The organism is Serratia sp. X10, assembly GCF_017811775.1.
In the GTDB taxonomy this organism is placed as follows: Bacteria; Pseudomonadota; Gammaproteobacteria; order Enterobacterales; family Enterobacteriaceae; genus Serratia; species Serratia ureilytica.
In genome coordinates this window covers 243,938-263,540 of record NZ_JAEIOH010000003.1, presented here as the reverse complement: position 1 = coordinate 263,540, position 19,603 = coordinate 243,938, and the positions used below count along the sequence as shown (strand labels likewise).

Here is a 19,603-nt window from a genome sequence, read left to right as displayed (position 1 = left end):
AAAACCATCATCCCACTGTCATAAACTTATCCGTTAATAGGTGCCCATAATGATTAGCCACTGAAACCAGAGAAATCATATGGCTCAGGCACTGTTAAAATTGGCGCAGCACGACTTTCCAGGGCAGCACGCCGCCGCATCCCGCAAAGTGTTATCGGTAAAGGGGCTCGGCAAGGCCTACAAAGCGCAGCAGCGCGTGCTGGATGACATCAATTTCGATCTGCACGCCGGCGAATTCGTGGCGGTGATCGGCCGCTCCGGCGCAGGCAAGTCCACGCTGCTGCATACCCTCAACGGCACCATTCCTTCCAGCTGCGGCGAGATGCTGCACTTCGAAGACGATGGCGTGGCGCAGGATATCGCCCAGCTTGCCGGCCGCCAGATGCGCCAATGGCGCGCGCGCTGCGGCATGATCTTCCAGGACTTCTGCCTGGTGCCGCGGCTGGACGTGATGACCAACGTGCTGCTGGGGCGCCTGAGCCACACCTCCACTCTGAAATCCTTCTTCAAACTGTTCGATGACGCCGACCGCGCTCGCGCCATCGAGCTGTTGCAGTGGCTCAACATGCTGCCGCACGCGCTGCAGCGCGCCGAGCACCTCTCCGGCGGCCAGATGCAGCGCGTCGCCATCTGCCGCGCGCTGATGCAAAACCCGCAAATCCTGCTGGCCGATGAGCCGGTGGCGTCGCTCGATCCGAAAAACACCCGCCGCATCATGGACGCGCTGCAGAAAATCAGCGAAGACGGCATCGCGGTGATGGTGAACCTGCACTCGGTCGAACTGGTGAAAGAGTATTGCTCGCGGGTGATCGGCATCGCCCACGGGAAGATCGTGTTTGACGGGCATCCTTCGCAACTGAACGAACGGATCCTGCACCAACTGTATGGCGAGGAAGCCAATCAGATCCATTGAAGCACTTTTGACCTTTACCCTTTACACACAAGGCACACCTAATGAAAAAAGTATTGAGTCTGACCACCCTGATGGCCGGCGCGATGATGGTATTTAATGCTGCCGCAGCGGATGCGCCGAAAGAGCTGAACCTGGGCATTCTCGGCGGCCAGAACGCCACCCAGCAGATCGGCGATAACCAGTGCGTGAAGCAGTTCCTGGATAAAGAGTTGAACGTCGATACCAAGCTGCGCAATTCGTCCGACTATTCCGGCGTGATCCAGGGCCTGCTGGGCGGCAAGATTGACCTGGTGCTCAGCATGTCGCCGTCGTCGTTCGCTTCGGTTTACATCAAGGATCCGAAAGCGGTGGACATCGTCGGCATCGCGGTTGACGACGTCGACCAGTCGCGCGGCTACCACTCGGTGGTGGTAGTGAAGGCCGGCAGCCCGTACCAGAAACTGGAAGACCTGAAGGGCAAGGCCATCGGCTTCGCCGATCCGGATTCCACCTCCGGCTTCCTGATCCCGAACCAGGCGTTTAAAAAGCTGTTCGGCGGCACGGTCGACAACAAATACAACAACACCTTCTCCAGCGTCACCTTCTCCGGCGGCCACGAGCAGGACATCCTCGGCGTGCTGAACGGCCAGTTCGAAGGCGCAGTGACCTGGGCGTCGATGATCGGCGACTACAACACCGGCTATACCAGCGGCGCGTTCACCCGCATGATCCGCATGGATCATCCGGACCTGATGAAACAGATCCGCATCATCTGGCAGTCGCCGCTGATCCCGAACGGCCCGATCCTGGTGAGCAACTCGCTGCCGGCCGACTTCAAGGCCAAAGTGGTCACCGCCATCAAGAAGCTGGATAAAGACGATCACGCGTGCTTTATCAAAGCGATGGGCGGCAAACAGCACATCGGCGACACCACCCTGGCGGAATACCAGACCATCATCGATATGAAGCGCGAGCTGACCAAAGGCGACCGTTGATTCCCGGCTGCCTCGGCCGCCCGAATGAAGGGGGTTCAGCATGCTGAACCCCTTGTTCCATAACGATGGAAGACCTGTTTTGAATACCGATTTCGCACACTATTACCAACGGATCCGCAGCAAGCAAAAGCGCGAAGCGCTGCTGTGGTCGCTCGGGCTGGTGGTGCTGTACCTGGGCGCCGGCAACCTCGCCGAGTTCAACCTGCACACCGTCTGGGTGTCTATTCCGCACTTCTTCGACTATCTGGCCGAAACCGTGCCGACGCTGCACTGGAACCTGCTGTTCGCCGATGGGCGTACCGAAGGCTCGCTGGCCTACTGGGGCTATCGCCTGAACATTCAGCTGCCGCTGATCTGGGAGACCCTGCAGCTGGCGCTGGCGGCGACCATATTCTCGGTGCTGGTGGCGACCGTGCTGGCGTTTCTGGCGGCCGGCAATACCTATACTCCGGCCTCGGTGCGGCTGGCGATCCGCACGCTGGTGGCGTTTCTGCGCACCATGCCGGAGCTGGCGTGGGCGGTGATGTTCGTGATGGCGTTCGGCATCGGCGCCATTCCCGGCTTCCTGGCGCTGGCGCTGCACACCATAGGCAGCCTGACCAAGCTGTTCTACGAATCGATCGAAACCGCCTCCAACAAACCGGTACGCGGGCTGGCGGCCTGCGGCGCCACGCCGCTGCAGCGCATGCGCTTTGGCCTGTGGCCGCAGGTGAAGCCGGTGTTTCTCTCCTACAGCTTCATGCGGCTGGAGATCAACTTTCGCCAGTCGACCATTTTGGGGCTGGTGGGGGCGGGCGGCATCGGCCAGGAGCTGATGACCAACATTAAACTCGACCGTTACGATCAGGTCAGCATGACGCTGCTGCTGATCATCGTGGTGGTTTCCGTGCTCGACTACGTGTCGGGCGAGCTGCGCAAGCGCGTGGTGGAGGGGGCAAAATGACAGCGGGCACTCCGGCATCGGCGGAAACGCTACGCCAGTTGAAACAGCAGCATCCGGCGATCTTCGCGCAGCAGGGGCGTTACCTGCGCACCGTCGGCCTGATCGCCTTGGCGATCGTGCTGTACTACGTGTTCTTCTTCCTGGTCTTCGGCATTAGCTGGCCGCAGTTTATCAACGGCTGCCAGCAGCTGGGGCGCTATTTCCTGCGCATGTTCGTCTGGCATGACTTCGCCAACTGGCCGTTCATGTACTACTTCCAGCAGATCGGCATCACCATCGCCATCGTGTTCGCCGGCACCATCACCGCGTCGCTGATCGCGCTGCCGCTGTCGTTCTTCGCCGCGCGCAACGTGATGTCGACGCCGCTGCTGCGGCCAGTTTCGGTGCTGGTGCGCCGCTTGCTGGACGTGCTGCGCGGCATCGACATGGCGATCTGGGGGCTGATCTTCGTGCGCGCCGTCGGCATGGGGCCGCTGGCCGGGGTGTTGGCTATCGTGATGCAGGATGTCGGGCTGCTGGGCAAACTGTACGCCGAAGGGCACGAGGCGGTGGACAAGTCCCCGAGCCGCGGCCTGACGGCGGTAGGCGCCAACGGGTTGCAGAAGCACCGCTACGGCATCTTCACCCAGTCGTTCCCCACCTTCCTGGCGCTCAGCCTGTACCAGATCGAATCCAACACCCGCTCTGCGGCGGTGCTGGGCTTCGTCGGCGCCGGCGGCATCGGCCTGGTGTACGCGGAGAACATGCGGCTGTGGAACTGGGACGTGGTGATGTTCATCACCCTGATCCTGGTGGTGGTGGTGATGATCATGGACAAGGTCTCGTCGCTGCTGCGCAACAAGTACATCATCGGTGAAGACATCCCGCTGTATCAGCAAAAAAGCCAAATCGATTGAGAAACCCCTTGCCGATCCCTATACTGCCGCACATTCAAGGTGTGTGGCAGTCATTTCGTTTCGCAATGTGCGCACGTCCCCGTTAGACAAATAAGGCAATGCAATCCCATGATGAACAACGACGTGCTGCGCAGCGTGCGCTATATGCTGAGCATTAACAACGCCAAAATGGTCGAGATTATCAAACTGGACGATTTCGAGGTGGCGGTGTCGGCGATGGACGCTTACGTGATCAAAGAAGGCGAGCCGGGCTACGAGAAGTGCCCGGACGAAGTGATGGCGCACTTCCTCAACGGCCTGGTGTTCTTCAAACGCGGCAAGGACGACAAGTTCCCGGCGCCGGCGGTTGAGCTGCCAATCACCAACAACCTGGTGCTGAAAAAGCTGCGCGTGGCGTTCGAGCTGAAAGACACCGACATGCACCAGATTTTCACCGCGGTGGATTTCCGCATCTCCAAGCCGGAGCTGAGCGCGCTGTTCCGCAAAGAGGGCACCAAGAACTACCGCCCGTGCGGCGATCAGATGCTGCGCTACTTCCTCAAAGGGCTGGCGCAGCGCATTCGCGGCGAGTAACGCGCAGCGTTCACCGAACATCAGGCGCAATCGCAAGGTTGCGCCTTTTTTATTGCCGCTCTCCCCCCCGCCGTTGTTGTACAGGCCCTCAGCCATCCGTCATCGATGGAGGGCGTGCCGCCTATCCGGTTACTTTTTTAGGGTTCGTTCAATTCAATGTCGATTGAAACGTAAAATCCAGAGGAGTAATTCAATGGCTCAAATGTCAAAAGAAGATCTGCTGTTCAACGCAAAAAATGCCGCCGCTGAGACCAATGACGGCGGTGAATTTGCTGAATATACCCCCGAACAGTTCGGCGCCGTGGGCGATGGCCTGGCCGATGATCGAGAGGCTGTCAGCGCCATGTTCGCCAAAGTGGCTATTGATGCCGCTAAATCGATAAAAAAACGCCAGGTCAGAATGGCGAATGTCTATCGGTTGACGTTGGGTCCGGCTTGGCAACCTCTGCAGATCCCCAGCAACTGCCATATTTATGGCGGTGGCGAAATTCATCTGGATGACGATACGCCTCAAATCAACATTTTTAATACCGTTGAACAGTCGAATTTCCTCGTGGAGGATCTCAGGATTACGAGAAAGGCGACACAGAAAGATGCCGATCCTATTTGGTGGTATGCCACTCGCGCGTGTACCGGCATGGCTTTCACCCGTTGTGAAAACTTCACCGTGAGAAATTGCGTCATCAGCATGCATACCGATGCTTTGGGCCTTTCTGACTGTACGTCCGTTACTCTTGAGAACAATTTGCTTAAGGATCTGGGAGAAGAACCTATCGCCGTTCGTGGCGGACGCCATATTACGATCCAGAATAACGAACTGACGAATCACCAGGGTGACGGGATCCTGCTGAAAACGGGCGTGAACAGAGAGGCTTATGACATCTTAATCGTGAACAATCATATTCACGATGGGCACAAGCCTGAGAAACCGGCAGGGGCCGGGCATACGCAAAGAGGGGGCGGGGTGACATTGAATAATGAAGTGACCGGTACGCCTCATTCATTCACTAACCTGACCGTTGCCAATAACCATATTGTTAATACCAGCTATGGCATCTCGCTGGGTGGAATCAGTGACATTAATATCTCTAATAACTACATCAAAACGATCGAAAGGTTCGGCATTCAGATCGACTATTCCTTAGTAAATAACCCCACTAAAATCCCTACGAATAATTCCCGAATTATCGGGAATCACGTTGAGGATACCGTTGAAAATGGCATCGATTATCACGGTAACAACGATATTTCTGTCGCTGAGTCTGTTATCGCAGATAACTTTTTAAACTTCTGTGGTACTTCCACGGCATCGGCCTTCAATGGCATTGCCGCAACGGAGGCGACCCTTTCAGGCAATATTATCAATAACTGCAAGGTTGCCCTGTTCGCTAATAGCTGCGTGATGACCGGCAATAAGATAACCAACTCCGGATGGGGCGCCAGTCAGGTATGGATCAAGCTGTATGGCGACCGTACTGTGTTTTCCGGCAATCGGGTGACGGACGCTGGGTTTGGTTATATCCGTTTCTTGAATGGGAAAAACGCCATTATTGAAGGGAATGTGATTAAACTTGCTTCTCCCGCTCGGGCGCTGGAGTTAGGCGGGGAATTTGACGAAACGACCCTCATTGGCAAGAACGCCTGGGATTGCGCTTTTAAACCTATTCTCTCTACGATTGCTGGGGTGACGGGCAATCAACTTATTCAGTATTCCTTCCCGAATGAAGGCGTGGCCCACATTACCCCGCAGATGTTCGGCGCGAAGGGCGATTGGAATGATACCGCTGGCGTTGGTACGGATGATACGCAGGCGTTTAAACAGGCTATCGCTTATGCGATTAGCCAAGGTTGCAAGAAGCTCTATGTGCCTGCCGGCAACTATTACATTACGGATACGTTAAATTTAGGGGGGGAAAACTACACCGGAGATAAAGGCATTGCGATAGAGGGTGAAAATTGGATTAGTACGAAATTCTTCTTTAAGCCGACGTCTAATGATCATGCGTGTTTTGAGTCGAAAGGCGGTTCCGGGATCCATACCAACAAATATATCAGCGACGTGACGATTACGCCGGCCAAGGGCGCGTTATATACGGGCACCGGCTATCGGATTAATGGTTCCTGCTTCATGCGGCATGAAAGATTGCTGATTATGAAGTTTTTTGTGAACCTACATCTGTTGAACGGCTATGCCGGTGCGTTTACAGAGTTCGTCAGTTTTCACTCTTGCCGGTTCCACCGTGGCTTGTCGAACATCTTGATGGAAAGCAATGGTGGAGATAGCTCCTTCCACGGCGTGGGGTTCCATGAAATTCAATGTCAGATCAAAGTTTCCGGCAATCCGGGCGATGGCGGCACAAATATGGATGCCGGCGTGGGGCTGGAGCTGAGAGGAAACGCCAACAGAGCAACCTGGTACAACGGTTTCTGCTACATCCACCTGTTCGGCGGCGTCGGCGCAACGGCGATCAAACTCACCCGGACCAACACCGATAACATCCTGGGGCAGTTTACTTGCGAAGGTGAAACCATTCTTCAGAGTGATGGAAGCACTTTTGAATGTCGAGGCGGTTTCTATAACGTGAGTACTACCACTTACAATGTGGCGGCAGAGCCGGTAAACGGCATTGCGGCGGCATTTGTGTTTGATAACATGATGAGCAATACGACAAGATTCGCCAACGCGGCAATCGCTGATATGACCCCGAGGCAGCTTCCGTGGTCCTTGGCGGACAGGGCCAGTAATGGCGCTTATCCGGCGATTTTCCATGGCATCAAGGGCGACTCCGATAACCTGTTCTATGCCGCCAAAGGGGGAAGTACCAACTATCATTACTTTGGCGGTATTTCTCCAGGCAATAACCTTCAGGGGTTTGAACCGGGCGTCAGGTTGGCTCAGGACGGGGCTTCTTTAATTAGTTTTTCACCTAAGTTTACGCTTGGCGCTAATAACAATACGACCAGCAGCGGCGTATCCATCTCCCCGGCGGATTTTTCGCCGCAGAAGGATATCGCGACCGCCTTAGGGCAACCTTCATTCAAATGGAGCGGGTTGTACACCAAGCAGTTAACGGTTGCGGATAATGGCATCTATCCGGCCGGTAACGGCGCTTATCCTATTGGTGGGCCGAATAACCAATTCTCCTCCGGCCACATAAAAGTGTTGAATATTTATGATTCAGCGAACGTGAACGGAGATCCTGTAGGTGTCAGAGTTGCTGTCCCCGCTTCGGCCGTTGCGCCCGGTAAAATAGGCCAATGGTCGGCAGACTCCGCATTCTTTTATGTTTGCACGGCGGCCAATACCTGGAGAAGGGTGGCGCTCACCACATGGTAGGTACTGAACTTGCGGCTGATGGCTGACCTATCCATATCATCCTTCCGGGGCGGCGAGTGTCGCCGCCCCGTTTTTTCCTCTGCGTCATCCCGCCATTGCACTCTTTTTGTTCTCCCGCTGCGCGCCGCTGGTGCAGCCCGTTTGCTGCCATCGTCATAAGTTTTAATTATAATTTATTGAAATCATGAGATTAAAAATTGGCACGCCGGTTGCTCTGTTGGATCCCATCTTGTGTACCAGATGGAATTCAGTCGATGAGCGAATCTGTTGTAGCGTGCGGTTTTACCCTCAGTGAATGGCAGCACCATTATCAAACCCGTCCGGCGGGCGAGCGCCTCGCCTGCGTCAGTGCGACGATCGAAACGCTGGTCGCCGGGCTGAACCCAGACGATAACGCCTGGCTGTATCTCGCTACGCCGGCGCAGCGCGAGCAGCAGTATCGGCAGCTGGCGCAGAGGCTCGAGGTGGTCGCAGGCGATCTCAGCCGCCTGCCGCTGTTCGGCGTGCCCTTCGCCATCAAAGACAATATCGACGTCGGCGGCTGGCCGACCAGCGCCGCCTGCCCGGCGTTCACTTATCAGGCCGCGGCGGACGCCACCGTGGTCGCCCACCTGCGCGCCGCCGGGGCGATCGCCCTCGGTAAAACCAACCTCGACCAGTTCGCTACCGGGTTGGTGGGCACCCGCTCACCTTACGGCGCGGTGGTCAACAGCTTCGACAGCCGCTACGTCAGCGGCGGTTCCAGCTCCGGCTCCGCTTCGGTGGTGGCGCGCGGCCTGGTGCCGTTCGCGCTCGGCACCGATACCGCCGGTTCGGGGCGCGTGCCCGCCGGGTTCAACAACATCGTCGGGCTGAAGCCGACCAAAGGGCGATTGTCCAACCGCGGCGTGGTGCCGGCCTGCCGGTTGAACGATACGGTGTCGGTCTTCGCGTTGACGGTGGCCGATGCCGCGCAGGTGGCGGAGCTGGCGAGCGGCTTTGACGCGGCAGACCCGTATTCCCGCCCCGATCTGTATACCGCGCCGGCGGATATCCCCGCCGCGCCGCGTTTCGCCGTTCCCGCCCAGCTGGAGTTTTTCGGCGACGTGCAGGCCGAGCGGGCGTTTCACCGAGCGCTGGCGCAGCTGCAGGCGGGCGGCGCCACGCTGGAACCCCTCGATTTCGCGCCGTTTCGCACTCTGGCGGAACAGCTGTATTACGGCCCCTGGGTAGCGGAGCGCACGGTAGCGATTGAGCAGGTGCTGGAAGCGAACCCGCAGGCTATCGATCCGGTGGTGCGCGGCATCGTTGGTAACGGCCTGGGCTACAGCGCCTGCGACGCCTACAAAGCAGAATACCTGCGCGCCGAATTGGCGCGGCAGATCGCCCAGCGGCTGGCGCCGTTCGACGCGCTGGTGGTGCCGACCGCGCCCACTATCCGCACCCTGGCGGAGATGGCGCAAGAGCCGGTGCTGTTCAATTCGCAATTCGGCACTTACACCAATTTCACCAACCTGGCCGATCTGAGCGCGCTGGCGCTGCCGGGGCCGCTGCGCGAAGACGGGCTGCCGGCGGGCATCACCCTGATTGCGCCCGCCTGGCATGACCGGGCGCTGGCGGCGTTTGGCCTGCGTTGGCAACGGCAAAGCGCCTTGCCGCTCGGGGCCATCGGCCGGGCATTGCCGCCGCAGCCTGCGCCGGCGCCGTCCAAAGGGCACGTGCGTCTGGCGGTAGTGGGCGCTCACCTTAGCGGTATGCCGCTCAACGTCCAGCTGACGCAGCGTGACGCGGTGCAGGTGGAGCAAACCGTCACCGCCCCCTGTTATCGCCTCTACGCGCTGGCCGATACCGATCCGCCGAAGCCAGGGTTGGCGCGCGTGGCGCAGGGCGCGGCGATCCGCGTTGAGCTGTGGGACATCCCGCTGGCGCGTTTCGGCGAGTTTGTGGCGGAAATTCCGGCGCCATTGGGCATCGGCACGCTGCTGCTGGCGGACGGCCGGCGGGTGAAGGGGTTTATCTGCGAAGCCTGGGCGCTGGAAGACGCGACGGATATCACTGAGTTTGGCGGCTGGCGCGACTATCTCGCCAGCGTTAAGGGGGCATGAACATGTTTACTACCGTACTTATCGCTAACCGCGGCGAAATCGCCTGCCGCGCCATTCGCACCCTGAAACGCCTGGGCGTCACCAGCGTGGCGGTCTACTCCGACGCCGACCGCAATGCGCCGCACGTCACCGAGGCCGACAGGGCGGTGGCGCTCGGCGGCGACAAGGCCGCCGACAGTTACCTGCGCATCGACAAGATCCTCGCGGCCGCAGCGGCCACCGGCGCGCAGGCGATCTACCCCGGCTACGGCTTTTTGTCCGAGAGCGCCGAGTTTGCCGACGCCTGCGAGGCGGCGGGCATCGCCTTTATCGGCCCGACGGCGGCGCAGATGCGCGAGTTCGGCCTCAAGCACCGGGCGCGCGAGCTGGCGGCGTTGGCCGGGGTGCCGATGACGCCGGGCACCGGCTTGCTGGAGAGCGTTGAGCAGGCGGTTGCCGCCGCCGCGCGCATCGGCTACCCGGTGATGCTGAAAAGCACCGCCGGCGGCGGCGGCATCGGCCTGACGCGCTGTGACGACGAGGCGGCGCTGCGCGACGCGTACGACAGCGTCAAACGGCTGGGAGAGCAGTTCTTCCGCGACGCCGGCGCCTTTATCGAACGCTTCGTCGATCGGGCGCGCCACGTCGAGGTGCAGATTTTCGGCGACGGCCAGGGGCGGGTGGCGGCGCTCGGCGAGCGCGACTGTTCGCTGCAGCGGCGTAACCAAAAGGTGGTGGAGGAAACCCCGGCGCCGCATCTGCCGGCGGCGACCCGCCAGGCGCTGCACCGGGCGGCGGTGGCGCTGGGCGAGTCGGTGAATTACCGCAGCGCCGGCACCGTAGAGTTTATCTATGACGCCGCGCGCGACGAGTTTTATTTCCTGGAAGTGAACACCCGCTTACAGGTCGAGCACCCGGTCACCGAAATGGTCACCGGCCTGGATCTGATCGCATGCATGCTGCAGGTGGCGGCGGGCGACGCGCTGGATTGGGCGACGTTGCAACGCGCGCCGCAGGGCGCGGCGATCGAAGTGCGCCTCTACGCCGAAGATCCGCTGAAAAACTTCCAGCCCAGCCCCGGCGTACTGACCGAGGTGCATTTCCCTGACGACGTGCGCCTCGACGGTTGGGTGGCGACCGGCAGCGAAGTGTCGGCGTTTTACGATCCGATGATCGCCAAGCTGATCGTGCACGGCGCCGATCGGGCGCAGGCGCTGGAAAAATTGCGCGCGGCGCTGGCGGCGACCCGTTTGCACGGCATCGCCACCAACCTCGACTATCTGCGGCAGGTGATCGCCACGCCGCAATTTCAGCGCGGCGACGTCTGGACGCGCCTGCTGGACGATGTGCGTTTCCAGTCGCACTGCCTCGAAGTGCTGCAACCCGGCACCTACAGCAGCGTGCAGGATTATCCCGGCCGCCTCGGCTATTGGGACATCGGCGTGCCGCCGTCCGGCCCGATGGACGACTTCGCGTTTCGGCTGGCCAACCGCATCGTCGGCAACCACCCGGCGGCGGCCGGGCTGGAGTTTACCCTGCAGGGGCCGACGCTGCGCTTTCACTGCGACGCCACCATCGCGCTGACGGGCGCCAGCTGCCCGGCCGATCTGGACGGCGAGGCGGTTGCGTATTGGCGGCCGATCGCGGTGCGGGCCGGGCAGGTATTGACGCTGGGCCGTGCTACGCAAGGTTGCCGCACCTATCTGGCGGTACGTAACGGCTTCGACGTGCCGGTATATCTCGGCAGCCGCTCCACCTTCGCGCTGGGCCAGTTCGGCGGCCACGCCGGGCGCACCTTGCGGGTGGCGGACATGTTGGCGATCGCCCAACCGGCGCTGGCGGCCAGCACCACCCCGGCGCCGATCGCCGCGCCGCAGGCGATGGACGACAGCCTGATCCCGCACTACGGCGACCAGTGGCACATCGGCGTGCTGTACGGGCCGCACGGCGCGCCGGACTTTTTCACCGCTGAATCGATAGAGGCCTTTTTCGCCACCGACTGGCAGGTGCATTACAACTCCAACCGCCTCGGGGTGCGCCTGGCGGGGCCGAAGCCCGAGTGGGCGCGGGAGGACGGCGGCGAGGCCGGTTTGCATCCTTCCAACGTGCACGATTGCGAGTACGCCATCGGCGCCATCAACTTCACCGGCGACTTCCCGGTGATCCTGACCCGCGACGGGCCGAGCCTCGGCGGCTTCGTCTGTCCGGTGACCATCGCCAAGGCCGAACTGTGGAAAGTGGGGCAGGTGAAGCCGGGCGACCGCATCCGTTTCCATCCGATCGGCTTCCGGCAGGCGCAGTCGCTGGAGCAGGCGCAGCTCGGCAGCATCGAAGCGCTGGCGGCGGTGAAGGCCATCACCCTGCCGCCGCCGGATCTGGCCCCGGCGGAGACCGTTTCCGCCGCGGTGCTGGCGGCGCTGCCGGCGGCGGAAGGGCGCCCGGCGGTGGCGTATCGCCAGGCGGGGGACGGCTACATCCTGATGGAGTACGGCGACAACGTGCTCGATCTGGCGCTGCGGCTGCGCATTCATCTGCTGATGCAGTCGCTGCGTGAGGAGGCGATACCGGGCGTGGCGGAGCTGGCGCCGGGCGTGCGTTCGCTGCAGATCCGCTACGACAGCCGGCAGATTGGCCAGGCCGACCTGCTGCAGCGCCTGCTGGCGCGCGAACGGGCGCTGGGGGACGTCAGCCGCCTGAAGGTGCCGACGCGCACCGTGTGGCTGCCGATGGCGTTTGAGGATTCGGCCACGCTGGGGGCGGTGGATCGCTATCAACAGACGGTGCGCGCCTCGGCGCCCTGGCTGCCGAACAACGTCGATTTCATTCAGCGCATCAATGGCCTGAGCCGACGCGAGCAGGTGCGCGACATTCTGTTCGACGCCAGCTACCTGATCCTCGGGCTGGGCGACGTCTACCTCGGCGCGCCCTGCGCGGTGCCGCTCGATCCGCGCCATCGCCTGCTGAGCTCCAAATACAACCCGGCGCGCACCCATACCGCCGAAGGGACGGTCGGCATCGGCGGCATGTACATGTGCATCTACGGCATGGACTCGCCGGGCGGTTACCAGCTGGTGGGGCGCACGCTGCCGATCTGGAACAAGTTTCTCAAAAACCCGCAGTTCACCGCCGGTGAGCCCTGGCTGCTGCGCTTCTTCGATCAGGTGCGCTTCTACCCGGTCAGCGAGCAAGAGTTGGACGAGCAGCGCGAAGCGTTCCGTGAAGGGCGCATGCAGGTGCGCATCGAAGAGAGCGAGTTCGACTTCGCCGCCTACACCCGTTTCCTGGCCGACAACGCCGAGGCGATCGCCGACTTCCAGCATCGCCAGCAGCAGGCGTTCAGCGCCGAAGTGGCGCGCTGGCGCAGCGATGACGACGAGGCCGAGGCGCAGCTGTTGCCGCCGGAGGAAGAAGACGCCATCGACGGCGATCTGGTCAGCGCCGATCTGAACGGCAGCGTGTGGAAGATCCTGGTGGAACCGGGGCAGGCGGTGGCGGCCGGGCAGCCGCTGATCGTGGTCGAGGCGATGAAAATGGAGCTGGCGGTCACCGCGCCGCGCGCCGGGATCGTTAAACGCATCAGCTGCCGGCAGGGGCGGCCGGTCGGGCCGGGCGACGCCCTGCTGTGGCTGGAAAAGGCGGTCTGAACGGAGGAGCGATGATGCAAATCACCAACGGAGAGCACAAGGCGCGCCCGGAGGGGCTGGCGGAGCGCATTTATCTGCAGCTCAAGGCCGACATCTTCGAGTTTCGCCTGCTGCCGGGCGATCGCTTCAGCGAAAGCGACGTGGCGCAGCGCATGGCGGCCAGCCGCACGCCGGTGCGTCAGGCGCTGTTTCGGCTGGAGCGCGAAGGCTATGTCGAGGTGCTGTTTCGCAGCGGCTGGCAGGTGCGGCCGTTCGATTTCGCCTACTTCGAGGAGCTGTACGACCTGCGCATCGTGCTGGAACAAGAGGCGGTGAAACGGCTGTGCGAACGCCCGGCCGGGAAAACGCCGGACGCGCTGGCGGCGCTGAGCCGTTTTTGGACCGAAGCGCCGCGTCTGGCGGACGGCAAGGCGGTGTCGCAGCACGATGAGCAGTTTCATCAGGCGTTGGTGGCCGCGGCGGGCAACGGCGAAATGGCGCGCATTCACCGTGAGCTGACCGAAAAGATCCGCATCATTCGCCGGCTGGATTTCACCCAGCAGGCGCGGGTGGACGCCACCTACCGTGAGCACGCCGCCATTTTGCAGGCGATCCTGCGGCGGCAAAGCGGGGCGGCGCAAACGCTGCTTAGCGAGCATATCGCCGTCAGCAAGGCAGAGGTACGAAAAATAACGCTGCACATGTTGCACCAGGCGCGGGCTCAGCAGCCTGCGCGCTCGGCGTAACGATTTTGATTTCACACACATCAGGAGTTTGAACTATGCAACGTCGTCGTTTTATCAAAGCTTTTGCGCTGTCCGCCGCCGCTGTCGGCCTGGGCCTGGCCTGGAGCGCGCAGGCCGCCGACACCATCAAGGTCGGCATTCTGAGTTCGCTCTCCGGCACCATGGCGATTTCCGAGACGCCGCTGAAGGATGTGGCGCTGATGACCATCGACGAGATCAACGCCAAAGGTGGGGTGCTCGGCAAAAAGCTGGAGCCGGTGGTGGTGGATCCGGCCTCCAACTGGCCGCTGTTCGCCGAAAAGGCGCGCCAGCTGCTGAGCCAGGACAAGGTGGCGGCGGTGTTTGGCTGCTGGACTTCGGTGTCGCGCAAGTCGGTGCTGCCGGTGTTTGAGGAGCTGAACGGACTGTTGTTCTATCCGGTGCAATACGAAGGCGAAGAGATGTCGCCGAACGTGTTCTACACCGGCGCGGCGCCGAACCAGCAGGCGATCCCGGCGGTGGAATACCTGCTGAGCGAGGACGGTGGCGGCGCTAAGCGCTTCTTCCTGTTGGGCACCGATTACGTCTATCCGCGCACCACCAACAAGATCCTGCGCGCCTTCCTGCACAGCAAAGGCGTGCAGGACAAGGATATCGAAGAAGTCTATACGCCGTTCGGCTATAGCGATTACCAGACCATCGTCGCCAACATCAAGAAGTTCGCCGCCGGCGGCAACACCGCGGTGATCTCCACCATCAACGGCGATTCCAACGTGCCGTTCTACAAAGAACTCGCCAACCAGGGCGTCAAGGCCACCGACGTGCCGGTGATCGCCTTCTCGGTCGGCGAGGAGGAGCTGCGCGGCATCGACACCAAGCCGCTGGTGGGCAATCTGGCGGCCTGGAACTACTTCGAATCGCTGGATAACCCGACCAACAAACAGTTTGTCAGTCAGTGGAAGGCCTACGCCAAGGCGCATAATCTGCCGAATTACGCCACTGCGGTCACCAACGATCCCATGGAGGCCACCTACGTCGGCCTCCACATGTGGGCGCAGGCGGTGGAAAAGGCCGGCACCACTGACGTCGATAAGGTGCGCGCGGCGATGGCCGGGCAAACCTTCGCCGCGCCGTCGGGCTTCACGCTGACCATGGACAAGACCAATCACCACCTGCACAAGCCGGTGATGATCGGCGAGATCGAGGGCAACGGCCAGTTCAACGTAGTGTGGCAGACCGAGGCGCCGGTGCGCGCGCAGCCGTGGAGTCCGTATATCGCCGGCAACGACAAAAAACCGGATTACCCGGTGAAAGGCGGCAAGTAACGTCACTCAGCGCCGGCGCGGCTCGACGCGCGCCGGCCCAACAGAAGAGGCAGCTGATGCAATCTCCGTTTTTATCCTCTCTGCGCGCCGGGCTGTGGCTGTTGTGCGCCTGGCCCTTGCTGGCGCAGGCCGGGCCGGCCGATGAGTTCGCGGCGGCCACTCGCGCGCAGCAGGCCAAACTGCTGCAGGCGTGGGCGGCCGAGCCGGATCCTGCGCGTCTGCCGTTGCTGCAGGGGCTGCAGCAGGAAACCGTGGCGATCGACGAGGCGAAACGCGCCTTTATCCGCCAGGGTGACCGCTATCTGCCGCTTGAAGGTGAGGCGGCCCCGGTTGGCGAGCCGAAGAAGGTGTGGCTGAACAACCGGCTGCGCATTCTAATCGCCAACGCGTTGTCGGCGCAGCGGTTGGTCAGTGCGGACGCGGCGGTGCGGCTGCAGGCGGCGACCGCGCTGCAGCGCGAGGCGCAGGGCGAGCAGTTGCCGCTGTTGACCCGGCGGCTGGCGCAGGAGAAAGACCCGCAGGTACGCGACGCGCTGAGCATTGCGCTGGCGAACCTGCAATTGACCGACGCCAGCCCGCAGGTGCGCTTCAATGCGGTGCGGCTGCTGGGGGAATCGGGCGAGCCGGAAACCCGCGCGCGGCTGCAAGCCTTGATCGACGCGGCCAATGAGCCGGACGCCGCGGTGCGCGCCGAGGCGCAGCGCAGCCTGCAGCGCGTGCAGCACCGCCTGATGATCGGCGATCTGCTCGGCCAGGCGTTCAGCGGCCTGTCACTCGGCTCGATCTTGCTGCTGGCGGCGCTTGGCCTGGCGATCACCTACGGCCTGCTCGGCGTCATCAATATGGCGCACGGAGAAATGCTGATGCTCGGCGCCTATTCCGCCTATCTGGTGCAGGGGCTGTTTCAACAGTTTGCGCCGCAGTGGCTGGCGCTATATCCGCTGGCGGCGCTGCCGGTGGCGTTCGCCATCACCGCCGGGATTGGCATGACGCTTGAGCGTACGGTGATCCGCCACCTGTACGGCCGGCCGCTGGAAACCCTGCTGGCCACCTGGGGCATCAGCCTGGTGCTGATCCAACTGGTGCGGGTGCTGTTCGGCGCGCAGAACGTCGAGGTCGCCAACCCGGCGTGGCTGTCGGGTGGCGTGCAGCTGTTGCCGAATCTGGTGTTGCCGTGGAACCGCATCGCGGTGATCGCGTTCGTGCTGCTGGTGCTGGCGTTGACCTGGCTGTTGCTGAACAAGACCCGGCTCGGCATGAACGTGCGCGCGGTGACGCAAAACCGCGCGATGGCCGCCTGCTGCGGCGTGCCCACCGGCCGGGTGGACATGCTGGCCTTCGGGCTGGGATCCGGCATCGCCGGGCTCGGCGGGGTGGCGCTGTCGCAGTTGGGCAACGTCGGGCCGGAGCTGGGGCAAGGTTACATTATCGACTCGTTCCTGGTGGTGGTGCTCGGCGGCGTCGGCCAGCTGGCGGGGACGGTGGCGGCGGCCTTTGGCCTCGGCATCGTCAATAAGATCCTCGAGCCGCAGATCGGCGCCGTGCTGGGCAAGATCCTGATCCTGGTGCTGATCGTTCTGTTTATTCAAAAGCGTCCGCAGGGGCTGTTCGCCCTCAAGGGCAGGGTGATTGACTGATGAGCCAACCATTGACCGTAACCGGCGTGCAGAAAGCGCCCCGGCTGGCGTTGAGCATCGGCGCGCTGGCGTTGCTGGCGCTGTTGGTGATGCCGTTCTTGACGCTGTTGCCGGCGGATCATCCGCTGGCGGTGTCCACCTATACCCTGACGCTGGCGGGCAAGATCCTGTGCTACGCGGTGGTGGCGGTGGCGCTCGATCTGGTGTGGGGCTATGCCGGGCTGCTGTCGCTCGGCCACGGGCTATTCTTCGCGCTTGGCGGCTACGCCATGGGCATGTACCTGATGCGGCAGGCGGCGGGCGACGGGCTGCCGGCATTTATGGCGTTCCTCTCCTGGAATGAGCTGCCGTGGTTCTGGAGCGGCACCCAGCATTTCGCCTGGGCGCTGTGCCTGATCGTGCTGGTGCCGGGCCTGCTGGCCTTCCTGTTCGGCTACTTCGCCTTTCGCTCGAAAATCAAAGGGGTGTACTTCTCGATCATGACCCAGGCGCTGACCTATGCCGGCATGCTGCTGTTCTTTCGCAACGAGACCGGTTTCGGCGGCAATAACGGCTTTACCGGTTTCACCACGCTGCTCGGCTTTCCCATCACCGCCGCCGGCACGCGGGTGGCGCTGTTCCTGGCGACGGTGCTGCTGCTGGCCGCCAGCCTGGCCATCGGCTTTGCGCTGGCGCGCAGCAAATTCGGCCGGGTGCTGACCGCGGTGCGCGATGCGGAAAACCGCCTGACCTTCTGCGGCTACGATCCGAAAGGCTTCAAGCTGTTCGTCTGGACGCTGTCGGCGGTGCTGTGCGGGCTGGCCGGCGCGCTCTATGTGCCGCAGGTCGGCATCATCAACCCCGGCGAAATGTCGCCGACCAACTCGATCGAGGCCGCCATTTGGGTCGCCCTCGGCGGGCGCGGCACGCTGGTGGGGCCGCTGCTCGGCGCCGGCATCGTCAACGGCGCCAAGAGCTGGTTCACCATGGCCATTCCCGAATACTGGCAGTTTTTCCTCGGCCTGATGTTTATTGTCGTCACGCTGTTTCTCCCGAAAGGAGTGATTGGCCTGCTGCGCCGGAGGAAAAACTCATGAAGGCGATGCAAGTGACCGACGAACTGTTTACCCATCCGCTGCCGGCGGACAAATACCGGCAGCAAACCGATCCGGTGCTGCAGCTCGACAATGTCAACGTCAGCTTCGACGGTTTTCGTGCGCTGACCGATCTGTCGCTGCGCATTGGCGTCGGCGAACTGCGCTGCGTGATCGGCCCCAACGGCGCCGGCAAGACCACGCTGATGGATGTGATCACCGGCAAAACCCGGCCGGACAGCGGCAGGGTGTTTTACGACCAGACCGTCGATCTGACCCGGCTGGCGCCGATGCAGATCGCCCATGCCGGCATCGGCCGCAAGTTTCAAAAACCGACGGTGTTCGAGGCGCTGACGGTGTTCGAAAATCTGGAGATCGCCCAGAAAACCCGCAAGTCGGTATGGGCCTGCCTGCGCGCCCGTTTAAGCAGCGAACAGCGCGACCGCATCGACGAGATGCTGAAGACCCTGCGGCTGGGGCATGAGCGCCACCGGCCCGCCGGGCTGCTGTCCCACGGGCAGAAACAGTTTCTCGAGATCGGCATGCTGCTGGTGCAGGAACCGCATCTGCTGCTGCTCGACGAGCCGGCGGCCGGCATGACCGACGCTGAAACCGACTACACCGCCGAACTGTTCCGCGAGCTGGCGGGCAAGCATTCGCTGATGGTGGTGGAGCACGACATGGGGTTTGTGGAAACCATCGCCGATCGCGTGACGGTGCTGCATCAGGGGCAGGTGCTGGCGGAAGGATCGCTGGCGCAGGTGCAGGCCGATGAACGGGTGATTGAGGTATATCTGGGGCGCTGAGGAGGCGTAATCATGCTGCAGGTAGAAGAATTGAATCAGTATTACGGCGGCAGCCACATTTTGCGCGGCCTGTCGTTCGAGGCGCGCATCGGCGAAGTGACCTGCCTGCTGGGGCGCAACGGCGTGGGCAAGACCACGCTGCTGAAATGCCTGATGGGGCTGATCCCGGCACGCAGCGGCAGCGTTTGTTGGCGGGGCGAAACCATTACCGGCAAAAAGCCGCATCAGCGGGTGCAGGCGGGCATCGCCTATGTGCCGCAGGGGCGGGAGATTTTTCCGCGCCTGACGGTGGAGGAAAATCTGCTGATGGGGCTGGCGCGTTTTTCCGGCGCCGACGCGCGCGCGGTGCCGGATCCGATCTATGACCTGTTTCCGGTGCTGCGGCAAATGAAGGATCGGCGCGGCGGCGATCTTTCCGGCGGGCAGCAACAGCAGCTGGCGATCGGCCGGGCGCTGGCCTGCCGACCGCAGCTGTTGATCCTCGACGAACCGACGGAAGGGATCCAACCTTCGGTGATCAAGGAGATCGGCGCGGTGATCAAACAGCTGGCGGCGCGGGGCGATATGGCAATCCTGCTGGTGGAGCAGTTCTATGATTTTGCCGCCGATCTGGCGGACAGCTATCTGGTGATGTCGCGCGGCAGCATCGTGCAGCGCGGCGCCGGCAGCGCTATGGAACAGGACGGCGTCCGCGCGCTGGTGGCGATTTAACGTT

At 62.1% G+C, this 19,603-nt stretch carries 14 protein-coding genes; all 14 read left to right on the top strand.

The genetic code is table 11. The features are described from left to right. Positions 1-79 precede the first annotated feature (79 nt). The 14 genes from phnC to urtE all read left to right on the top strand — a co-directional run bounded on the left by phnC (position 80) and on the right by urtE (position 19,599). Positions 80-913, top strand: a complete 834-nt coding sequence (phnC, locus tag J9788_RS11570; RefSeq protein ID WP_019454697.1) for a phosphonate ABC transporter ATP-binding protein — start codon at positions 80-82, stop codon at positions 911-913. Positions 914-954: 41 nt separating this feature from the next. Continuing rightward, positions 955-1,887, top strand: a complete 933-nt coding sequence (gene phnD / locus J9788_RS11565) for a phosphonate ABC transporter substrate-binding protein (RefSeq protein ID WP_004939482.1) — start codon at positions 955-957, stop codon at positions 1,885-1,887. Positions 1,888-1,966: 79 nt separating this feature from the next. Further along, on the top strand, positions 1,967-2,830 hold the full coding sequence (phnE, locus tag J9788_RS11560; RefSeq protein ID WP_016928590.1) for a phosphonate ABC transporter, permease protein PhnE: 864 nt from the start codon (positions 1,967-1,969) through the stop codon (positions 2,828-2,830). Then, positions 2,827-3,726 carry a phosphonate ABC transporter, permease protein PhnE gene (gene phnE, locus J9788_RS11555; protein WP_046896879.1) on the top strand — a complete coding sequence of 300 codons (900 nt, stop codon included), beginning with the start codon at positions 2,827-2,829 and terminating at the stop codon, positions 3,724-3,726. Before phnE (J9788_RS11560) ends, phnE (J9788_RS11555) begins: the two co-directional genes overlap by 4 nt. Positions 3,727-3,834: 108 nt before the next feature. Continuing rightward, a complete protein-coding gene (locus tag J9788_RS11550; RefSeq protein WP_016928588.1) occupies positions 3,835-4,299 on the top strand; it encodes a DUF1456 family protein in 465 nt (154 codons plus the stop codon). A 193-nt stretch (positions 4,300-4,492) separates the two neighbouring features. Then, the gene (locus J9788_RS11545; RefSeq protein ID WP_182264910.1) at positions 4,493-7,636 is read left to right on the top strand and encodes a right-handed parallel beta-helix repeat-containing protein; all 3,144 of its coding nucleotides are present in this window, start codon (positions 4,493-4,495) and stop codon (positions 7,634-7,636) included. Between the two features lie 254 nt (positions 7,637-7,890). After that, the gene (gene atzF, locus J9788_RS11540) at positions 7,891-9,720 is read left to right on the top strand and encodes an allophanate hydrolase (RefSeq protein WP_182264909.1); all 1,830 of its coding nucleotides are present in this window, start codon (positions 7,891-7,893) and stop codon (positions 9,718-9,720) included. Between the two features lie 2 nt (positions 9,721-9,722). After that, positions 9,723-13,343: an urea carboxylase gene (gene uca / locus J9788_RS11535; protein WP_182264908.1), complete on the top strand. Its 3,621-nt coding sequence runs from the start codon at positions 9,723-9,725 to the stop codon at positions 13,341-13,343. A 14-nt stretch (positions 13,344-13,357) separates the two neighbouring features. Next, positions 13,358-14,068, top strand: coding sequence for a GntR family transcriptional regulator (locus J9788_RS11530; protein WP_046897112.1), 711 nt, complete (start codon positions 13,358-13,360; stop codon positions 14,066-14,068). Between the two features lie 35 nt (positions 14,069-14,103). After that, the gene (gene urtA / locus J9788_RS11525; protein ID WP_025302020.1) at positions 14,104-15,372 is read left to right on the top strand and encodes an urea ABC transporter substrate-binding protein; all 1,269 of its coding nucleotides are present in this window, start codon (positions 14,104-14,106) and stop codon (positions 15,370-15,372) included. A 56-nt stretch (positions 15,373-15,428) separates the two neighbouring features. After that, on the top strand, positions 15,429-17,009 hold the full coding sequence (urtB, locus tag J9788_RS11520; protein WP_182264907.1) for an urea ABC transporter permease subunit UrtB: 1,581 nt from the start codon (positions 15,429-15,431) through the stop codon (positions 17,007-17,009). Beyond that, positions 17,009-18,085 carry an urea ABC transporter permease subunit UrtC gene (gene urtC / locus J9788_RS11515; RefSeq protein WP_046896883.1) on the top strand — a complete coding sequence of 359 codons (1,077 nt, stop codon included), beginning with the start codon at positions 17,009-17,011 and terminating at the stop codon, positions 18,083-18,085. The genes urtB and urtC overlap by 1 nt, the downstream gene beginning before the upstream one ends. Further along, positions 18,082-18,888, top strand: a complete 807-nt coding sequence (urtD, locus tag J9788_RS11510; protein ID WP_015377102.1) for an urea ABC transporter ATP-binding protein UrtD — start codon at positions 18,082-18,084, stop codon at positions 18,886-18,888. Before urtC ends, urtD begins: the two co-directional genes overlap by 4 nt. A 12-nt stretch (positions 18,889-18,900) precedes the next feature. Next, positions 18,901-19,599: an urea ABC transporter ATP-binding subunit UrtE gene (urtE, locus tag J9788_RS11505; protein WP_182264906.1), complete on the top strand. Its 699-nt coding sequence runs from the start codon at positions 18,901-18,903 to the stop codon at positions 19,597-19,599. Positions 19,600-19,603: the final 4 nt, after the last annotated feature.